Origin of the sequence: Azonexus sp., from assembly GCF_041909095.1 — a bacterium.
Taxonomy (GTDB): domain Bacteria; phylum Pseudomonadota; class Gammaproteobacteria; order Burkholderiales; family Rhodocyclaceae; genus Azonexus.
In genome coordinates, this window is sequence record NZ_JAYREB010000001.1 from 1,000,828 (window position 1) to 1,018,355 (window position 17,528).

Genomic DNA, 17,528 nt, shown 5'->3' on the forward strand with positions numbered 1-17,528 from the left:
CGGCGTCAGGCCGGGAGGTCGATCGGCGGTGCCGTCCGTTCCAGTTCGACGGCGGCGGCGAGACAGGCCAGGCGGGCGACGACGCCGTAGGCGTAGAAGCGGTTGGGCGGCGAGTCGGGGTTGCCGCAGCGGTAGTCGGGCAGGTTGCAGCCGGTTTCGAAGGCCAGCGGCTCGAAATGCATGCCCGGCGCGTTGAGGTTCTCGTCCTTGCCGCGCCCGGTATGTACGCGGTAGAAACCGCCGACGACGTAGCGGTCGATCATGTAGACCACTGGCTCGGCGACCGCGTCCTTGAGCGTCTCGAAGGAATGCACGCCTTCCTGGATCAGGACTTCCGAGACTTCGAGGCCTTCCTTGACCACGCTCATCTTGTTGCGCTGCTTGCGGTTGAGGGCGATCAGCTCGTCGGCGTCGCGCACCGTCATGACGCCCATGCCGTAGGTGCCGGCGTCGGCCTTGACGACGACGTAGGGGGTCTCGGCGATGCCGTATTCCTTGTACTTCTCGCGCACCAGGTCGAGCACCGCGCTGACGTTGGCGACCAGGCATTCCTCGCCTTGCCGTTCGTGGAAGTTGATCGAGCGGCAGACCGAGAAGGCCGGGTTGATGCGCCAAGGATCGATGCCGATGGCGCTGGCGAAATCGTTGGCGACCTGGTCGTAGGCGGCGAAGTGGTTGGACTTGCGGCGCACCGCCCAGCCAGCGTGCAGCGGCGGCAGCACGTACTGCTCGTCGAGGCCGCTGAGGATCTCGGGAATGCCGGCCGAGAGGTCGTTGTTGAGCAGGATCGCGCAGGGCTCGAAACCGGCGACGCCGATCCGGTTGCCGTCGCGGCGCAGCGGTTCGAGCAGCAGTTGCTGGCCGTTCGGCAGGTCGACCGCAGTCGGCCCGGCGAGGTCGGGGATCAGCGAGCCGATGCGCACTTCGAGGCCAGTCTGCTTGAGCACGGCGGCAATCTGGGCGACGTTCTGCAGGTAGAACTGGTTGCGCGTGTGGTTTTCCGGGATCAGCAGCAGGCGCTTGGCTTCCGGGCAGAACTTCTCGATCGCGCTCATCGCCGCCTGCACGCAGAGCGGCAGGAAGGCCGGGTTGAGGTTGTTGAAGCCGCCGGGGAACAGGTTGGTATCGACCGGTGCCAGCTTGAAGCCGGAGTTGCGCAGGTCGACCGAGGAATAGAAGGGTGGCGAGTATTCCTGCCACTGGGCACGCAGCCACTGTTCGATCTGCGGACTGGCTTCGAGGAAGCGGTGTTCCAGTTCGAGCAGCGGGCCGCTCAGGGCCGTGGTGAGATGGGGGACCATGGGCTGTCTCCGGGGTTCTGGCGCATTATTGTCGGCCGCGATGTTACACCGCGGTGCACAAAAAATGGGGCCGGCGGCCGCGGCCAGCCGCGCAAAAAGGGTAAAATCCCGCCTTTATTGAAATACTTGCCGGATCGGAATCGTCGTGCTCGTCGCTGCCAACATCACCATGCAATTCGGGGCCAAGCCCCTCTTCGAAAATGTCAACGTCAAGTTCGGCGAAGGCTATCGCTACGGCCTGATCGGCGCCAACGGCGCCGGTAAATCGACCTTCATGAAGATCCTGTGCGGGGCACTGGAGCCGAGCGCCGGCAACGTCTCCAAGGACGTCAACGAGCGCATGGCCTACCTGCGCCAGGACCAGTTCGCCTACGAAGAGATGCGCGTCCTCGACGTGGTCATGATGGGCCACGAGGAGTTGTGGAGCGCGATCCAGGAACGCGACGCGATCTACGCCAACCCGGAAGCGAGCGAAGACGACTACATGCGCGCCGCCGAGCTCGAAGGCAAGGTCGGCGAATACGACGGCTACACCGCCGAATCGCGCGCCGGCGAGCTGCTGCTCGGCGTCGGCATCCCGACCAGCCAGCACAACGGCCCGATGAGCGAGGTCGCCCCGGGCTGGAAGCTGCGCGTGCTGCTCTGCCAGGCGCTGTTCGCCAACCCGGACATCCTGCTGCTCGACGAGCCGACCAACAACCTCGACATCAACACCATCCGCTGGCTGGAAGACGTGCTCAACAATCGTGACTCGACGATGATCATCATCTCCCACGATCGCCACTTCCTGAACCAGGTCTGCACCCACATGGCCGACCTAGACTACGGCAAGATCACCACCTACGCCGGCAACTACGACGACTTCATGGAAGCCGCGCAGCAGGCGCGCGAGCGCCAGTCGAACGCCAATGCCAAGGCCAAGGAACGGATCGCCGAACTGCAGACCTTCGTCCGCCGTTTCTCGGCCAACGCTTCCAAGGCCAAGCAGGCAACCAGCCGTCTGAAACTGATCGACAAGCTGAAGCCGGAAGACGTCAAGCCGTCGTCGCGCCAGTACCCGTGGATCCGCTTCGACTACGACGAGAAGCAGAAGCTGCACCGTCAGGCGGTCGAAATCGAGAACCTGACGTTTGCCTATGAAGGCAGCGCGCGCAAGATCGTCGACAACCTGACGCTGACCATCAACGGCGGCGAGAAGATCGCCGTCATCGGCGAGAACGGCGTCGGCAAGACGACCTTCCTCAAGCTGCTGATGGGCGAGTTGCAGCCGCAATACGGCACGCTGAAATGGGCGGAAAAAGCCAAGCCCGGTTATTACGCGCAGGACCACAGCGCCGAATTCGCTGGCGGCCAGAGCCTGACCGACTGGATCGTCGGCTACGCCCGCGCCTCGATCGAGGAAGGCGGCGACCTGGAAACCCTGGTGCGCGGTACGCTGGGCCGGCTTCTCTTCTCCGGTGACGAGCAGAAAAAGGCGGTCAACGTCATCTCCGGTGGCGAGCAGGGCCGCATGCTGTTCGGCCGCTTGATGCTGCAGAAGCCGAACGTGCTGGTGCTCGACGAACCGACCAACCACCTCGACATGGAATCGATCGAGGCGCTCAACAGCGGCCTGGAAAAGTTCAACGGCACCCTGGTCTTCGTCTCGCACGACCGCGAATTCGTCTCCTCGCTCGCCACCCGCGTGCTGGAAGTCAAGGGCGACGGCCGCATCGTCGATTACCTCGGCGGCTACGAGGATTACCTGGCGTCGCTCGGCGTCGAGTAAAACCCGCTGTCCTCACCGGAAAAGCCGAAGCTCAGTCTTCGGCTTTTTTGTCGGCTTCCAGCCAGTGCAGCAGGTGCCGGTAGAGCTGGTCGGGATCGACCGGCTTGCCGACGTGGTCGTTCATGCCGGCTTCCAGGCAGCGCTGGCGATCTTCGCTGAAGGCGTTGGCGGTCATCGCCAGGATCGGCGTGCGCTGGTTGGGGCCGCCGGCGCGGATCGCCCGGGTGGCGTCGAGGCCGTTCAACAGCGGCATCTGCATGTCCATCAGGATCAGTTCGTAAGCTTGTTCACCGGCCATGCTGACGGCCATTTCGCCGTTTTCCGCGAGGTCGACGACGAGGGCGACCTGCTCCAGCAGTTCCCGGGTGACTTCCTGGTTGATCGGTTCGTCTTCGGCGAGCAGGATGCGGGCGCCGGCGTGGTGCTGGCGCAGCCGGACCTCGCTGTCGTCGGTTGCCGCTGGCAGCGCCGGCGGTTCCTGCGCCGTCCGCCCGAGGCGCAGGGTGAACCAGAAAGTGCTACCGACGCCGGGCTGGCTGTCGACGCCGATCTCGCCGCCCATCATGGCGACCAGCCGCTTGCAGATGGCGAGGCCGAGGCCGGTGCCGCCGTATTTGCGGGTGGTCGAGCTGTCGGCCTGCTCGAAGGCGTTGAACAGGCGCTGCTGGACGTCCGGGGCGATGCCGATGCCGGTGTCGCGGATGGTGAAGCGCAGCAGGGCAGCGTCGGCGGTTTCGCTGACCAGGTCGGCGGCAATGGTGATCGAACCGCGTTCGGTGAATTTGACGGCGTTGCCGGCCAGGTTGATCAGCACCTGGCCGAGGCGCAGCGCGTCGCCGACGAAGGTCTGGCCGGCAGCGGTGGGCAGCGGCTGGATGTCGAGGCGGAGGCCCTTGTCGGCGGCCTTGTGGGCGAGCAGCGCGGCGACGTTGTCGAGTACCGGCGCCAGCTTGAATTCGACCCGGTCCAGGGTCAGGCGGTCGGCTTCGATCTTGGACAGGTCGAGGATTTCGTTGAGGATCAGCAGCAGCCGGCTGGCTGCTTCCATCGCCCGGTCGAGCTGGTGCTGCAGCTTGGGCTCGGCGACCCGGGCGCGGACCAGCGACACCATGCCCATGATGCCGTGCATCGGCGTGCGCAGTTCGTGGCTCATGTTGGCGAGGAAGGCCGATTTGGCCTTGCTCGCCGAGTCGGCGGCTTCCTTGGCGATGAGCAGGGTCTGGTTGGCGATCTCGAGGTCGACGTTGAGCGCCTGGATGTGCGCTTCCGATTTCATCCGCTCGGCAACCTCGGCCTGCAGGCGTTCGTTGCCGCTGCGCAACTCGGCGGCCTGGCGTTCGAGGTGTTCGGTGTGGCGCTGCAACTGGCGGGCCATGTCGGCGAGCGCCGACGATAGCGTGCGGACTTCGCGGATCGGCGTTGCCGCCGACATTTCCGTCTGCCAGTCGCCGGCGGCCATGCGCGAGGCCTTGCGGGCGAGGCGGGCGAGCGGGCGGGAAACCCAGTCGGTGGCGAGCAGGCCGACGACGATGCCGAAGACGCCGATGACCAGGCCAAGATAGGCGAGGTTGCGCAGCATGCCGGCGGTCAGCATGTCGAAACGCGATTGTGGCAGGATCACGCCGATGCTCAGTGCCGGGCCGTTTTCCAGGACGATGGTGTGCCAGTCGAGCAGGTGACGCTCGCCGTCGCTGGCGAAGAAGCGCGACCCTTCCGGGGCGCCGCCGGCCAGCATCAGCGGGCCGGTCGCCTGCAGCAGGGGATCGGCGCTGTCGGCGAGGCGGAAACGCTGGCCCGCGTTGTGGATGGGGGCCGACGTCGAGCTGGCGAGCAGGCGGTTTTCGCGGTCGACGAGAAAGGCGATGCCGCCGCTTTCGTCGGTCAGTTCGCGGAGCAGGGTAGACAGCTGGGATAGCGCGACGTCGGCGGTGGTGACGCCGATGAAGCTGCCGGCCGGATCGTGGAGTGGCGCCGACATGCCAATGCCCATGGTGTCGTAGGCGCCCAGCTGGTCGTTGATGACGTAACGGTAGGGCGAGTACCAGGCCATGCGTCCCGAGTCGCGGGCGGCGATGAACCAGGGGCGGCTGCGGGCATCGAATTCGTCGTTGCCGTAGCCGACCAGCGTGGTGCGGCGGGCCGCGTCGTCGACGCGGTGGATCTGCATGATGCGTTGTTCGGCGCGGCGGGCGTAGAGCAGACGCAGGCCCTTGTCGGGGCCGAGCGGTGGCCGGCTGCCGGCGTAGTACTCGCCGTCCGTCATGCCGGCGGAAATGAAGGTGAGCAGTGGCTGCTGCCGGATCTGCAGGAGGAAGTCCTGCATCATCCGCGGCCGGTCGCCGGTATCGAGTAGCCCGGCCCGAGCTCGCTCGACGTTGAAGGCGACGACCCGTCGCGGCACTTCGAAGAAGTTGCTGACCCGGTTGTGGGCGCGCTGGCTGAGGCTTTCCGCGGCGCTGCGGGTGAACTGGTCGGCGGCGTCGCCGGCGTTGCGGTAGGCGATCCAGCCGCTGATGCCGATGATCGGCAGGAGGACCAGGAAGAGGGCGCCGAGCAGGAAGCCGCGCAGTCCGATCTGGCGCCTGGCCGGCAGCCGGATGGCGATGCCGGTCAGACTGCCGTTGCCGGCGCCGGCGCGGACGGCGAGAAGCAGGGTGAGGAGGGCGATGATGCCGCGGATGGTCCAGTTGCGCAGCGGGCTGGCCTCGGTCGTCGGCACCGCAACCAGTCGCCACTGGCCGCCCGGCAGGTCGAGGTCGATCGCCACGTGCGGCTGCTTGAACAGTGCCGGATCGCCGAAGAAAGGATCGCCCTGGGCACCGCTGCCATCGCGGCCGCGGATGGCGAGGGAAAACGCCGGTGCGGGGTCGAGCAGGCCGGCATCGGCGAGAACGCCCTCGAAATCAATGGCGCAGGAGACGATGCCCTGGAACACCTGTGCCTTGCCGTCGCCGGCAGCGAAATGGACGGGGGTGCGGCCGACCAGCCCGAGCCGCTGGTTCTGGACCAGCTTGACCGGGCCGGTGAGGACGGTGTCGCGGGCGGCCATCGCCCGCTCGACGCCGGCCATGATGTAGGGTCGGTTGGCGTAGTTCATGCCGAAAACGGCTTCGTTGCCGGCAAAGGGGTGGACGAAGACGACTTCCATCTGCCGTGACAGCGTGATGTTGATCAGCCGCGGGTGGCTGGCCACCAGCCTTTCGGCAAGCGGTCGCAGGCGGGCTTCGTCGATTGCGTAGTCGGCGGGCAGTGCGGCGGCGAAGTCGTAATTGACCTGCAGGATCTGCTTGAGCGTTTTTTCCAGGCGCAAGGCGGCGCTCTGCAGGCGCAATTCGGTGGCGCGCATGGCCGCCCGTTCGCCCTGGCGATGGTCGATGTGCTCGATGGCAGCGGCGAGCAACCAGCCGCCGAGGAGGATGAGCAGTACCCGTAACCAGGTGGTCGCGCGCAGATCAGGGAGTTTCATCCGGCGATCCGCAGCGGATGCAGTTGCGCCCCGCGTTCTTGGCTTCGTACATCAGGCGGTCGGCCTCGTTCAGCAAGGTCGAAAGCTGCTCGGGGGCGGTCGCGAAGCTGACGACGCCGATGCTGAAAGTGACCGGCCAGCCATGTTCGCGCATCGCCAGCAGCAGTCGTTCGTTCAGTGCTTCGGCGTAGGCGCGGCCGGCGGCTGCACCGGTGCCGGGGAGAATCAGCGCAAATTCGTCGCCGCCCAGGCGGCCGATCAGGTCACCGCTGCGCCGGCGTGCGCCGAGGCCGGTGGCAACCACGCCAAGCACGGCGTCACCCACATCATGGCCCAAGCTATCGTTGACCTCCTTGAAGTGATCGAGGTCGATGAACAGCGCACTGACCGGCATCTGCTGGCGGCGGGCGAGCGCCAGCAGACTCTGTCCGAGCAGCTGGAAGCCCCGCCGGTTGGCGAGGCCGGTCAGCCCATCCTCGCGGGCCAGTTTCGATTCGCGGGCAAGGACGTCGCGCAACTGGCCGAGTAGCCAGACAATGGCGATGAATATGCCGAGACGGACCGCTGTATTGAAGAGCAGCGGCCAGGGGTCGGTGCTGTCGCCGGCGAGCTGGCGGTCGGCAAGGTACCAGAGGAGGACGGTCAGTGTGGCGATCAGGTAGGCGTGCCGGATCGTTGCCAGCCAGCCGACCAGTGCTACGGGAGCAATGAAGAAAAGATGGAATTCGTAAGCCAGCCCGGCCTTCAGGTGCAGGTAGCCGATCAGGACGACCATGCCGATGGCGGCCAGCCCCACGCCTCGCTGCAATCGGCACGAGAGTTCTGCGGCAAGGGGCAGGGGGAGTTTCATGGGGCGAGCATGCTGTATTCCCGCTGGGCAATCAACTGGGCCCAGGCCTGCGGACTGAAATCGGCCTCGGCCAGGAGAGCGACGCCAACCGTCGCGGCGGCGGTGAACAGAGGGGGCAAGAGCAGCAGCCAGGCAGTTTCGCGCCAGCCGCGGGCGGCAATCTCCTCGTGCGGCCAGCGAGCCGGCGGCGCCTTCAGCCAGGCCCGGTACAGGATGGGCAGGAAATACGCGGCATTGAGCAGGCTCGACCCCCACAGTACCCAGATCGCCCAGTCCATGCCGGCTGCACTGGCGCCGTCGGACAGCCAGGCCTTGCTTACCGCACCGGCGGTCAGCGGCGCGCCCATCATGCCCAGCGCGCCGATGCTGAAGGCCAGCGTGGTCAGCGGCATGCGCCGGCCGACGCCGTCCATTTCGCTGACCTTGTGAATGCCCAGGGTCTCGGCGTAATTGCCGGCGCAGAAGAACAGCGTGATCTTCATGATGCCCTGGTGCACGAGGTGGACGAGGCCGCCGATGGTGCCGAGCGGCCCGAACAGCGCGACGCCGAGGACGATGTAGGAAACCTGGCTGACGGTCGAGAAGGCCAGGCGCTTTTTCAGATCGTTCTGGAACAGTGCCCGGGTACTACCCCAGAGGATGGTGACGGCGGCGACGATGGCCAGCGGCAGCAGCAGGCCGAGCGACTGGGCGAATTCGACGCCGTAGATCTCATAGACGATGCGGACGATGCCGAAGGCGCCGGCCTTGACCACGGCAACTGCATGCAGCAGCGCCGAGACCGGGGCCGGGGCGACCATCGCCTGCGGTAACCAGCCGTGCAGGGGAACGATGGCGGCCTTGACGCCGACCCCGGCGATCAGCAGCGCAAAGATGATCTGCAAAGTCAGCGGATCGAGCCCATCGATACCGGCGAGCAGGCCGCCCTGGGTGAATTCGCCGGGGCCGGCCAGATGGTCGAGCCAGACGATGCCGGCGAGCAACGCGGCGCCGCCGGCCAGGGTGTAGGCGAGGTAGATGCTGCCGCCGCGCATGGCCTGCGGCGTGCCGCGATGGACGACCAGCGGGAAGGTGGCCAGCGTCAGCAACTCGTAGAAGACGAAGAAGGTGAACAGGTTGCCGGCCATGGCGATGCCCATGGTCGCGGTGACGCACAGGCTGAAGAAACCGAAGAAACGACTGCGATGCGGCGCGTGTTCGAGGTAGCCGATCGCGTACAGCGTGGTGAACAGCCACAGCACCGCCGACAGCGTGACGAAGAGCAGGGCCAGGGCGTCGGCCTTGAAGACGATCTCGATGCCGGGAGCGATGGCATGGCGCAGGCCGTATTCTTCACCGGCGGCAACGCCGGCAATGAGCAGCCCGACCAGTCCGACCTTGGTCAGTGCGCCGGCGAGGTTGAGCGCAGTGCGCAGGGCGACGCGCTTTTCCGGCAGGGCGAAGATGATCAGCCCGGGCAACAGCGACGAGGCGATCACCGCCAGCGGCAGCCACTGGTTGCTGGTCATGACTGGACTCCGGCGATCAGGGCGAGCAGTGGCGCCGCGCCCAGGCCGATCAGCACGCTGCCGGCGGCCAGCGCGAACGCTGTCCATTCGAGCAGGGCGGCGGGCCGCTGCGGCAGGGGAATGTCATCGTGCGTGGTCGGCCGGCGGAAAGCCAGGCGCAGCACGCGGAATACGTAGACGCCGGCAAGCAGCCCGCCGCTGAGCGCGACGACGACGATCCACGGTTGACCGGCAGCGAGCGCGGCGTCGATCAGCAGCCACTTGGCCAGGAAACCGCCCGATGGCGGCAGGCCCATCAGCGTCACCCCGGCCAGCGCGAAGGCGAACAAGGTGACCGGCAGATGCGCGGCGGCACCGGCGACGCCGAGCACCCGGTCGCTGCCGCCGACCTTGATCAGCGTGCCGGCGGCGACGAACATCGCCGCCTTCGCCAGGCCGTGCGCCGTCGCTTGCAGGATGCCGGCCTGCAGCGCCAGGGCGCCGGTGCCGAGCAGCGGGAAGATGAGGAACAGGTAGCCGAGCTGGGCAACCGTCGAATAGGCGACCAGCATCTTCAGCCGGTCGGCGCGGATGGCCTGCCACGAACCCCAGAGGATGGCAGCGGCGCCGAGCGCGGCCGGCACCTGGGCGAGCGCCGGCAGGGCCTCGCTCAGCGCGGCGAAGGGACCGAGCCAGAGGCGCAGGAAGAGATAGAACGAGGCTTTGACCACCAGCGCCGAGAGCAGCGCCGAAACCGGTGCCGGGGCGCCGCCGTGGGCCGGCGGCAACCAGAAATGGAAGGGCAGTAGCGCGGTCTTCAGCAGCAGCCCGGTCAGCATCAGGCCGCCGGCCAGCCACACGGCGAGCGGTGCCTCACTGGTGATCAGGCTGCCGAGCAGGCTGGCCGACACCGTGCCGTAACTGCCGTAGATCAGCGCCACGCCGAACAGGTAGGCGCCCGAGCCGACCAGCGTCGCCAGCAGATAGCGCAAGGCGGCGGCAATCTGCGCTGCGCCGCCACCGGCAGCGACCAGCCCGACGGCGGCCAGGCCGACCAGTTCCAGCGTCACGTAGAGGTTGAACAGGTCGCCGGAGAGGAAGAGCGCGTTCATGCCGGCGAGCAGGAAGCCGGTCAGCGGCCAGAAGGCCGGCGGCGTTGCCTGCTGGAAATAGCTGCGGGCGTACAGCGCCAGTGCCAGCGCGACGCTCTGGGTGAGCAGCAGCATGGCCAGCGACAGTCCGTCGGCGACCAGGCGGATGCCCAGCGGCTCGGCCCAGCCGCCGGCCAGATGGCCGCTGCTGCCGTGATTGGCAACGTCACTGGCAAGCACGATGACGCACAGCAACTGGCCGCCGATGCCGGCCAGCGCCAGCATCGGCCCATGGCGGTCGGCGGCGACGAAGGCCAGCGTCGCCCACAGCAGCGGCAGCAGAATCAGCCAGGCGAGCGGATCGAGCAGCGGGGTCATCGGCTTGCCCGCCTCTTCCCGGTGGCCCGGCTGCCGGCGTCGCCGACCTGCGCGATGTCCTCGCGTCCGGTCAGCGCGTGCCAGCGCCGGGCCAGGGTCAGCGCCAGCGCGGTGGCGGCGACGGCGACGACGATGCCGGTCAGCACCATGGCCTGCGGCACCGGGTCCGGCGTGCCGTCGCGCTGGGCCAGCCCGACCAGCACCAGGAAGGCGCCGCTGCCCATCAGGTTGAAGGCGAGGATGCGGCGCAACAAGGCCTTGAGCAGCAGCACGCCACCGAGTCCGAGGACGAACAGCAGGCAGCCGGTGGCGGCGTAGATCAGGCCGGTGCTCATGCCTTGTCCGTCCGGAGCAGGAAGAAGGCGGCCAGATTGACCGCCAGCGAGACGGTCAGCCCGCTCTCGATCAGTACGATCAGCAGACCGGCATGTTCCGGCGGATAGCGCAGCAGGCCGCCGTTGGCCAGCAAGGCGGCGGCGACGGCAAGAAAGAGCAGGAAGCCGCCAGCGATCGCCAGCCGGGGGCCACGCCGGTCGTGCGGCCAGGGAGCGAGGATTTCCGCCAGATGCAGCAGCACGGCCGCAGCGGCGAGCACGGCGGCGGCCTGGAAAGCACCGCCGGGGCGGAAGGCGCCGGCCCACAGCAGATAGACGGCGGCCAGCACCATCAGCGGCACGGCCAGGCGGGCCAGGGTCGGCAGCATGGCGTTGCGGCTGCCGGTCGGTGGCGGGGGTGGCAGGCCGGCAGCGAGCATGCCGAGTAGGGCGATGATCAGGACGGCGACTTCGAGGAAGGTGTCGTAGCCGCGGAAGTTGAGCAGGACGGCGGTGACTGGGTGGCTGACGCCGCTGGCGCCAAGGTTGGCGGCGACTTCGCCGGCCAGCTTGAGCGGTGCCGGCGGCAGGCCGAGCACGGCGACCAGCAGCGCGGCGGCGAGGCCGAGCAGGGCGACAACGGTCAGGCCGCGCAGCAGCGCTTTCATGATCGCGGCCCCTCCTCGTCCGGTCGCTTGGCACGCAGCGCAGCGACCGCGTCGAGCAGCAGGGCGCCGGTCAGGCCGGCGCCGATGGCGGCTTCGGCGAGCGCGATGTCGGGGGCGTCGAGACGCGCCCAGGCCAGCGTCAGCAGCAGGCCAAAAACGATGAACAGGATCACTGCCCGGCCGATCTGCGGTGTCGCCAGCGTGCGCCAGGCGCTCCACAGCAGCGCGGCGGCGAGCAGCAGGTCGAAGGCGGCGCTCATGGCTGTCGCTCCTGCCAGGGCGCAACGCCCAGGCGCTCGGCGCGGCGGGCGATGCTGTAGCCGACGGCGGCACTGGCGATCAGCGCCAGCGGCCAGATCGCCAGCAGCTTCAGCGCCACGGCCAGGCTGTCAGCCTGCAGCGCCAGGCCGACGAGCACGCAGCCGAGCCCGAGGTTGTCGGCCTTGGCCAGCGCGTGCAGGCGGGTGTAGATGTCGGGAAAACGCAGCAGGCCGACCGTGCCGGCGAAAAAGAACGCGGCGCCAGCGAACAGGAGCAGGGTGGAGGCCAGATCAAGCAGCATCGTCTTCCTCCCCCGGCTTCTGCCAGGCCCGTTGGGCGAAAGCGATGCCGCTGATGGCGGCGAGCAGGGCCAGCGTCAGCGCGACGTCGATCAGCGCCGGATGGCCACCGGCAAAGGCCAGCAGGACCAGGATGGCGACACCGGTGCTGCCGAACAGCAGCGCCGCCAGCATGCGGTCGGCCGGGGTCGGGCCGCGCGCCGCGCGCCACAGCGCGGCACCCAGGTTGAGCAGCAGGAAGACGGCCAGGGCCAGGCTGAGCGCTCCGATGTCGAGGTTCATCGTGTCTCCTCGAAGACAGCGGCGACACGATCGGCCAGGCGGGCGGCATCGTCGGTCAGCGCTTGTCGCCGGTCGAGGACATGGACGAGCAAGGTGTCGCCTTGCAGGCGCACGCCGAGCGTGCCCGGCATCAGGCTCAGGGCGGCGGTGAATAGCAGGCGGGGCAGGCCGGGCGCTACCGTCAGGGGCAATTCGATGCACGCCGGGCGCAGGGCCAGCCGTGGCTGGATGGCCAGCCGGGCGACCTGCCAGCCGCCGGCCAGTGACTGGCGGACGAACCAGGCGAGGAAGACGGCCAGTCCGCGTAGCGAGATCGGCGGCAGGGTCTTCGCCGGCAGCAGCCACAGGCTGGCGGCGGTGGCGCCGACAACGCCGGCCAGTGCCAGCGGCCAGGCGCTCAGGTTGCCTTCGGCCGCGACCAGCCAGAACAGCGCGAAGATGCCGGCCCGGCGCAGGGCGCTGTGGCTTGTTCTGGCGGAGCTTGTCTGGCGGCGGCGAGTCATGAGCGGGTGACTGTCGGGTTCCGGGTTTTCTGAACAGACAAGCGGAGACTCAGCGCGTTCCCACCAGCCAGCGCTTTTCCATTTCCATGATCAGGAAGATGCCAGCGCCGATCAGCAGCGGGATCAGCCAGTGGCGCAGCGCCAGCGGCGTCGTGCCGAAGGCGCTGTTCATCAGCGGCAAGTAGACAAAAGCCAGTTGCAGCAGGAACAGCACGCCGACGGCTAGCCACACCGCCCGGTTGGTGAACAAGAGGTCGAGACGCAGGCTGGACGTGGTCAGGAAGCGGGCGTTGAAGAGGTAGAAGGCCTGGGCGACGACCAGCGTGTTGACGGCCATGGTGCGAGCCAGGTCGAGCGGCATGCCGAGTGCCAGCTCGACTTCGAACATGGCGATGGTGGCGCCGCCGATGAGCAGCGAGACGATGACCAGGCGGATGATGAAGCTGCGGTCGAGGATAGGCGTTCCCGGCTTGCGTGGCGGGCGCCGCATGATGCCCGGTTCGGCCGGTTCGAAGGCGAGGGCCATGGCCAGGGTGATGGCGACGACCATGTTCACCCACAGGATCTGTACCGGGGTCAGCGGCAGGGTCAGCCCGAACAGGACCGCCGCCAGCATCACGAAGCCCTGGCCGCCGTTGGTCGGCAGGATGAACAGGATGGCTTTCTTCAGGTTGTCGTAGATGGTCCGGCCTTCTTCGACGGCGCGTTCGATCGACGAGAAATTGTCGTCGGCGAGGACGATTTCGGCGGCTTCCTTGGTCGCTTCGGTGCCCTTGATGCCCATCGCCACGCCGACATCGGCGCGCTTCAGTGCCGGCGCGTCGTTGACGCCGTCGCCGGTCATGGCGACGACCTCGCCGTTGGCCTGCAGCGCGGTGACGATGCGCAGCTTGTGCTCGGGACTGGTGCGGGCAAAGATGTCGCAGTCGCGGACGATGTGGCGCAGCGCTTCGTCGTCGGCGGCTTCCAGTTCGGTGCCGGTGACGACCTTGAGCGTATCGGCCGTGCCGATGCCCATCTCGATGCCGATGGCGCGGGCGGTGCCGGCGTGGTCGCCGGTGATCATCTTGACCCGGATGCCGGCGCCGTGACACGAGGCGATGGCCTGGATGGCCTCCGGTCGCGGCGGGTCGATGATGCCGACCAGGCCGATGAAGATCATGCCGCTGTCGAGATCGTCGATGCCCAGACGCTGGCGACCGTCGTCGATCGGGCGGGCAGCGGCGGCGAGCACGCGCAGGCCTTCCTGGCTGAGCCGGTCGATTTCGCGCTCCCAGTGGGCGCGGTCGAGCGCCTGCGGCGTGCCGTCGGCGCCCAGTTCTTCGGCGCAGCGGTCGAGCAGGCGGTCGGGGGCACCCTTCAACAGGATGCGGCGCAGGCCGGCCGGGGTGTCGGCCAGCGTCGCCATGAACTTGTTGACCGACTCGAAGGGGATGGTCGCGTGCCGGGTGTGCCGCTCGGCCGAGAATCCGGCCTTGTGCGCCAGCGTGCGCAGCGCGCCTTCGGTCGGTTCGCCGGTCACCCGCCACTGGCCACCGTCCTCGGCGACGTGGGTGTCGTTGGCGACGGCAACGACTTCGATCAGCGCGTGCAGGTGTGCGTGTTCGGCCAGTTCGATCAGTTGCCCGTCGAGCGTGATTTCACCCTGCGGCGCGTAGCCGGTGCCGCTGACCAGGTAGTTGCCGGCGCGGGTGATGACGTGGCGGGCGGTCATTTCGTTCTTGGTCAGCGTGCCGGTCTTGTCCGAGCAGACGACGGTCACAGAACCCAGCGTCTCGACCGCAGTCAGTTTGCGGGTGATCGCGTTGCAGCGGGCCATGCGCTGCACGCCGAGCGCCAGCGTGATGGTCAGGATGGCCGGCAGGCCTTCGGGAATCGCGGCGACGGCGAAACCGATGGCGGCGAGAAAGACTTCGCCGAGGGGAAACTCATGCAGACCGATGCCGACCGCGATCATCAGCACGGCCAGGCCGACGATGAGCACCGACAACTGCTTGCTGAACTGCGCCATCTGCCGGGTCAGCGGTGTCTGCAGGGTTTCGACTTCGGCGATCAGGCGGTTGATGCGGCCGATCTCGGTGTTCGGACCGGTGGCGGTGATCACGCCCAGGCCCCGGCCGGCGGCGACCAGGGTGCCGGAATAGGCCATGCAGAAGCGGTCGCCGATGCCGGCGTCAGCGGCGACCGGGTCGGCGCTCTTGTCGCTGGGCACCGATTCGCCGGTCAGCGCCGATTCCTCGATGCGCAGGTTGGTCGCTTCGAGCAGGCGCAGGTCGGCCGGCACCCGGTCGCCCGATTTCAGGCGGACGATGTCGCCGGGCACCAGACCGTCCGCGTCGATCTGCATCCATTCGCCCTGGCGTTTCACCTGGGCGCTGGCCGACAGCATCTTGCGGATGCCGGCCAGGGCTTCCTCGGCCTTGCCTTCCTGGATGAAGCCGATGATCGCGTTGATGACGACGACGCCGACAATTACGCCGGTGTCGATCCAGTGACCGAGCAGCGCGGTGATGCCGGCGGCGATCAGCAGGATGTAGATGAGGATGTCGTTGAAATGCTTGAAGAAGCGCTTGAGCAGGCCGTCCCGCGGCGGCGCGGGAAGGCGGTTGGGACCGCTTGCGGCGAGCCGGCGGGCGGCTTCCTGCGTTGTCAGGCCAAGCTTGTCGGTGGCCAGGTCGCTGAGGACAGCGTCGGCGTGCGCAGCATGGGGTGGTTTTTGGTCTGACGGATGCACGGTAGACCTCCGGCAAGGGTTTTACTGGCAGGTACCCCCGGCGGCGAGGGTGCGGATGATGCTGACGCAATCGATATCCGATTGCTGGTATGCCGACTTCACATATTCGATATAGGCCTGATCTTCCGCAGCCATCGCGGTGGTGTAGATAAAACGCAGGCAGAGCTGTTCCGGCGCCGGTTCCTCGATGCGGATGGTCAGGCTGCCGCCGGGATGCTGTTCGCCGGGCTCGATTTCGAAATGTACCCATTCCTCGACCGCCAGGGTGACGCGGTCGCGGATGCGGGCGGCGCCGAAATCGAGTTCGCGACGCAGGAAAGCCTCGTCGCGCTGGAGCAGGGTGCAGGATTCGAGGCCGGGCAGGAAGGGCAGCGGATGATAGACCCGTTGCAGCAGCCCTTCCCAGAGCTGGCGGCGGTTCAGCGGAACGATCAGCGGATTGCCGGGATCGTTGATGACGATCAGGTGTTCGAATTTCATGGCCAAATGGTAGCATCGTCACATGCAACTTGAACGTATCCTGCAAAAGCACGGCTTTGGTACGCGCAAGGCCTGCCGGGCGATGATCCGCGACGAGCGGGTGACGGTCGCCGGTAGCTGCCTCGACGATCCCTTCGCCGATCTTCCTACCGACGGACTGGTGTTTGCGGTCGACGGTGTCGACTGGCCGTACTGCGAGTTCGCCAGCCTCCTGCTGCACAAGCCGGCCGGCTATGAATGTTCGCGCAAGCCGCAACACCATCCTTCGGTCCTCGAACTGCTGCCCTTGCCGCTGCGCGAGCGCGGCGTGCAGCCGATCGGTCGTCTCGACGAGGACACCACTGGCCTGCTGCTGGTCACCGACGATGGCCAACTGAACCATCAGCTGTCGTCAGGCAAGCGCAAGGTGCCCAAGGTTTACCTGGTAACGCTGAAACATCCGCTCGACGCCGGGCAGATCGACCAACTGCTCGCCGGTGTTCTGCTCCACGACGAGCCGGTGCCGGTGGCCGCCGCCGCCGCCGAGATCGTCAACGACCACCAGTTGCGCCTGACGGTGACCGAAGGCAAGTACCACCAGGTCAAACGCATGGTCGCCGCGGTCGGCAACCGGGTCGAGGCGCTGCACCGCGAGGCGCTGGCCGAACTGGTCCTGCCGCCAGACCTGGCGCCCGGGCAGTGGCGCTGGCTGACGGCGGCGGACTACCACAACCTGGGAGTTGCGCGATGACCCTGACCGAGATGCGCTACATCGTTGCCCTGGCCCGCGAACGCCATTTTGGCCGGGCCGCCGAGGCTTGCCATGTCAGCCAGCCGACGCTGTCGGTGGCGCTGAAGAAGGTCGAGGGGCAGATCGGTGCCGCGCTGTTCGAGCGCACCGCGACCGACGTCCGCATCACCACGCTGGGTGAGCGCATCGTCGAGCAGGCGACGCGCGTCCTTGCCGAAGCGGTCAAGCTGGAAGAAATCGCCGAGGCCACCGGCGACCCGATGAGCGGCCAGTTGCGCGTCGGCATCATCTACACCATTGCCCCCTATCTGCTGCCGCAGCTGATCCCGGCGCTCAGCCGGCAGGCGCCGAACATGCCGCTGTTCCTCAAGGAGGACTTCACCGCCAATCTGATTCCGGCGCTGAAATCCGGCGAACTCGACGTCATCATCATTGCCCTGCCGTTCGCCGAGCCGGGGCTGGTGGCGCAGGCGGTCTATGAGGAACCTTTCCGCGTTGTCGTGCCGGCCAACCATCCCTGGGCCGGACGTGAGGCGATCGAGGCCGCCGAGCTGGACGGCCAGAACCTGCTGCTGCTCGGCCAGGGCAACTGTTTCCGCGACCAGGTGCTGGAATCCTGTCCGCGACTTCACGGCCAGGACGCGTTGGCCCATTCGCTCGAAGGCAGTTCGCTGGAAACCATCCGCTACATGGTGGCGAGCGGCGCCGGTGTTGCCGTGATGCCCAGTTCGGCCGCCGATCCGCTGCTCGACAAGGAGCCGATGGTGCGCGTGCTGCCCTTCGCCGGCACGCCGCCGGCGCGCACCGTCGGTCTGGTCTGGCGGGTGACTTACCCGCGCGCGCAGGCGATCGATGCCATGCGGGCGGCGGTCCTTTCCTGTCAGTTGCCCGGCGCTACCGCCCGACGTTGAGGTTT

General features: G+C 67.5%; 16 protein-coding genes. 3 read left to right on the forward strand and 13 right to left on the reverse strand.

Annotated features, from left to right (window positions below):
- Positions 1–5: 5 nt before the first annotated feature.
- On the reverse strand, positions 6–1,301 hold the full coding sequence (gene gshA / locus ACE3OV_RS04800; RefSeq protein WP_374325560.1) for a glutamate--cysteine ligase: 1,296 nt from the start codon (positions 1,299–1,301) through the stop codon (positions 6–8).
- Between the two features lie 145 nt (positions 1,302–1,446).
- Here gshA and ACE3OV_RS04805 point away from each other — a divergent pair, with 145 nt between their 5' ends.
- On the forward strand, positions 1,447–3,069 hold the full coding sequence (locus tag ACE3OV_RS04805; RefSeq protein ID WP_374325562.1) for an ABC-F family ATPase: 1,623 nt from the start codon (positions 1,447–1,449) through the stop codon (positions 3,067–3,069).
- Positions 3,070–3,100: 31 nt separating this feature from the next.
- On the opposite strand, the gene ACE3OV_RS04810 is transcribed toward ACE3OV_RS04805, so the two are convergent.
- The 12 genes from ACE3OV_RS04810 to ACE3OV_RS04865 are packed head-to-tail and all read right to left on the reverse strand — an operon-like array spanning position 3,101 to position 15,882.
- Positions 3,101–6,535, reverse strand: a complete 3,435-nt coding sequence (locus tag ACE3OV_RS04810; protein WP_374325563.1) for an ATP-binding protein — start codon at positions 6,533–6,535, stop codon at positions 3,101–3,103.
- Positions 6,522–7,385 (reverse strand): GGDEF domain-containing protein, encoded by an 864-nt coding sequence (locus tag ACE3OV_RS04815; RefSeq protein ID WP_374325566.1) that lies wholly within the window; start codon positions 7,383–7,385, stop codon positions 6,522–6,524. Before ACE3OV_RS04815 ends, ACE3OV_RS04810 begins: the two co-directional genes overlap by 14 nt.
- Entirely contained in the window at positions 7,382–8,893 is a 1,512-nt protein-coding gene (locus ACE3OV_RS04820) for a complex I subunit 5 family protein (RefSeq protein ID WP_374325568.1), read from the reverse strand. The genes ACE3OV_RS04815 and ACE3OV_RS04820 overlap by 4 nt, the downstream gene beginning before the upstream one ends.
- Positions 8,890–10,341, reverse strand: coding sequence for a complex I subunit 5 family protein (locus ACE3OV_RS04825; protein ID WP_374325571.1), 1,452 nt, complete (start codon positions 10,339–10,341; stop codon positions 8,890–8,892). Before ACE3OV_RS04825 ends, ACE3OV_RS04820 begins: the two co-directional genes overlap by 4 nt.
- Positions 10,338–10,676 carry an NADH-quinone oxidoreductase subunit K gene (locus tag ACE3OV_RS04830; protein ID WP_374325573.1) on the reverse strand — a complete coding sequence of 113 codons (339 nt, stop codon included), beginning with the start codon at positions 10,674–10,676 and terminating at the stop codon, positions 10,338–10,340. The genes ACE3OV_RS04825 and ACE3OV_RS04830 overlap by 4 nt, the downstream gene beginning before the upstream one ends.
- Positions 10,673–11,323 (reverse strand): MnhB domain-containing protein, encoded by a 651-nt coding sequence (locus ACE3OV_RS04835; protein ID WP_374325576.1) that lies wholly within the window; start codon positions 11,321–11,323, stop codon positions 10,673–10,675. Before ACE3OV_RS04835 ends, ACE3OV_RS04830 begins: the two co-directional genes overlap by 4 nt.
- Positions 11,320–11,583 carry a Na(+)/H(+) antiporter subunit B gene (locus ACE3OV_RS04840; protein WP_374325578.1) on the reverse strand — a complete coding sequence of 88 codons (264 nt, stop codon included), beginning with the start codon at positions 11,581–11,583 and terminating at the stop codon, positions 11,320–11,322. The genes ACE3OV_RS04835 and ACE3OV_RS04840 overlap by 4 nt, the downstream gene beginning before the upstream one ends.
- Positions 11,580–11,885 carry a cation:proton antiporter gene (locus tag ACE3OV_RS04845; RefSeq protein WP_374325580.1) on the reverse strand — a complete coding sequence of 102 codons (306 nt, stop codon included), beginning with the start codon at positions 11,883–11,885 and terminating at the stop codon, positions 11,580–11,582. Before ACE3OV_RS04845 ends, ACE3OV_RS04840 begins: the two co-directional genes overlap by 4 nt.
- Positions 11,875–12,165 (reverse strand): monovalent cation/H+ antiporter complex subunit F, encoded by a 291-nt coding sequence (locus tag ACE3OV_RS04850; RefSeq protein WP_374325581.1) that lies wholly within the window; start codon positions 12,163–12,165, stop codon positions 11,875–11,877. Before ACE3OV_RS04850 ends, ACE3OV_RS04845 begins: the two co-directional genes overlap by 11 nt.
- A complete protein-coding gene (locus ACE3OV_RS04855) occupies positions 12,162–12,668 on the reverse strand; it encodes a Na+/H+ antiporter subunit E (protein WP_374325583.1) in 507 nt (168 codons plus the stop codon). The genes ACE3OV_RS04850 and ACE3OV_RS04855 overlap by 4 nt, the downstream gene beginning before the upstream one ends.
- A 49-nt stretch (positions 12,669–12,717) precedes the next feature.
- Entirely contained in the window at positions 12,718–15,402 is a 2,685-nt protein-coding gene (locus tag ACE3OV_RS04860) for a cation-transporting P-type ATPase (RefSeq protein ID WP_374325584.1), read from the reverse strand.
- Positions 15,403–15,423: 21 nt separating this feature from the next.
- Entirely contained in the window at positions 15,424–15,882 is a 459-nt protein-coding gene (locus ACE3OV_RS04865) for an SRPBCC family protein (RefSeq protein WP_374325585.1), read from the reverse strand.
- Between the two features lie 22 nt (positions 15,883–15,904).
- Between ACE3OV_RS04865 and ACE3OV_RS04870 the strand changes: the two genes are divergently transcribed.
- Positions 15,905–16,612 (forward strand): 16S rRNA pseudouridine(516) synthase, encoded by a 708-nt coding sequence (locus ACE3OV_RS04870; RefSeq protein ID WP_374325587.1) that lies wholly within the window; start codon positions 15,905–15,907, stop codon positions 16,610–16,612.
- The gene (locus ACE3OV_RS04875) at positions 16,609–17,523 is read left to right on the forward strand and encodes a hydrogen peroxide-inducible genes activator (RefSeq protein ID WP_374325589.1); all 915 of its coding nucleotides are present in this window, start codon (positions 16,609–16,611) and stop codon (positions 17,521–17,523) included. The genes ACE3OV_RS04870 and ACE3OV_RS04875 overlap by 4 nt, the downstream gene beginning before the upstream one ends.
- Positions 17,524–17,528 lie beyond the last annotated feature (5 nt).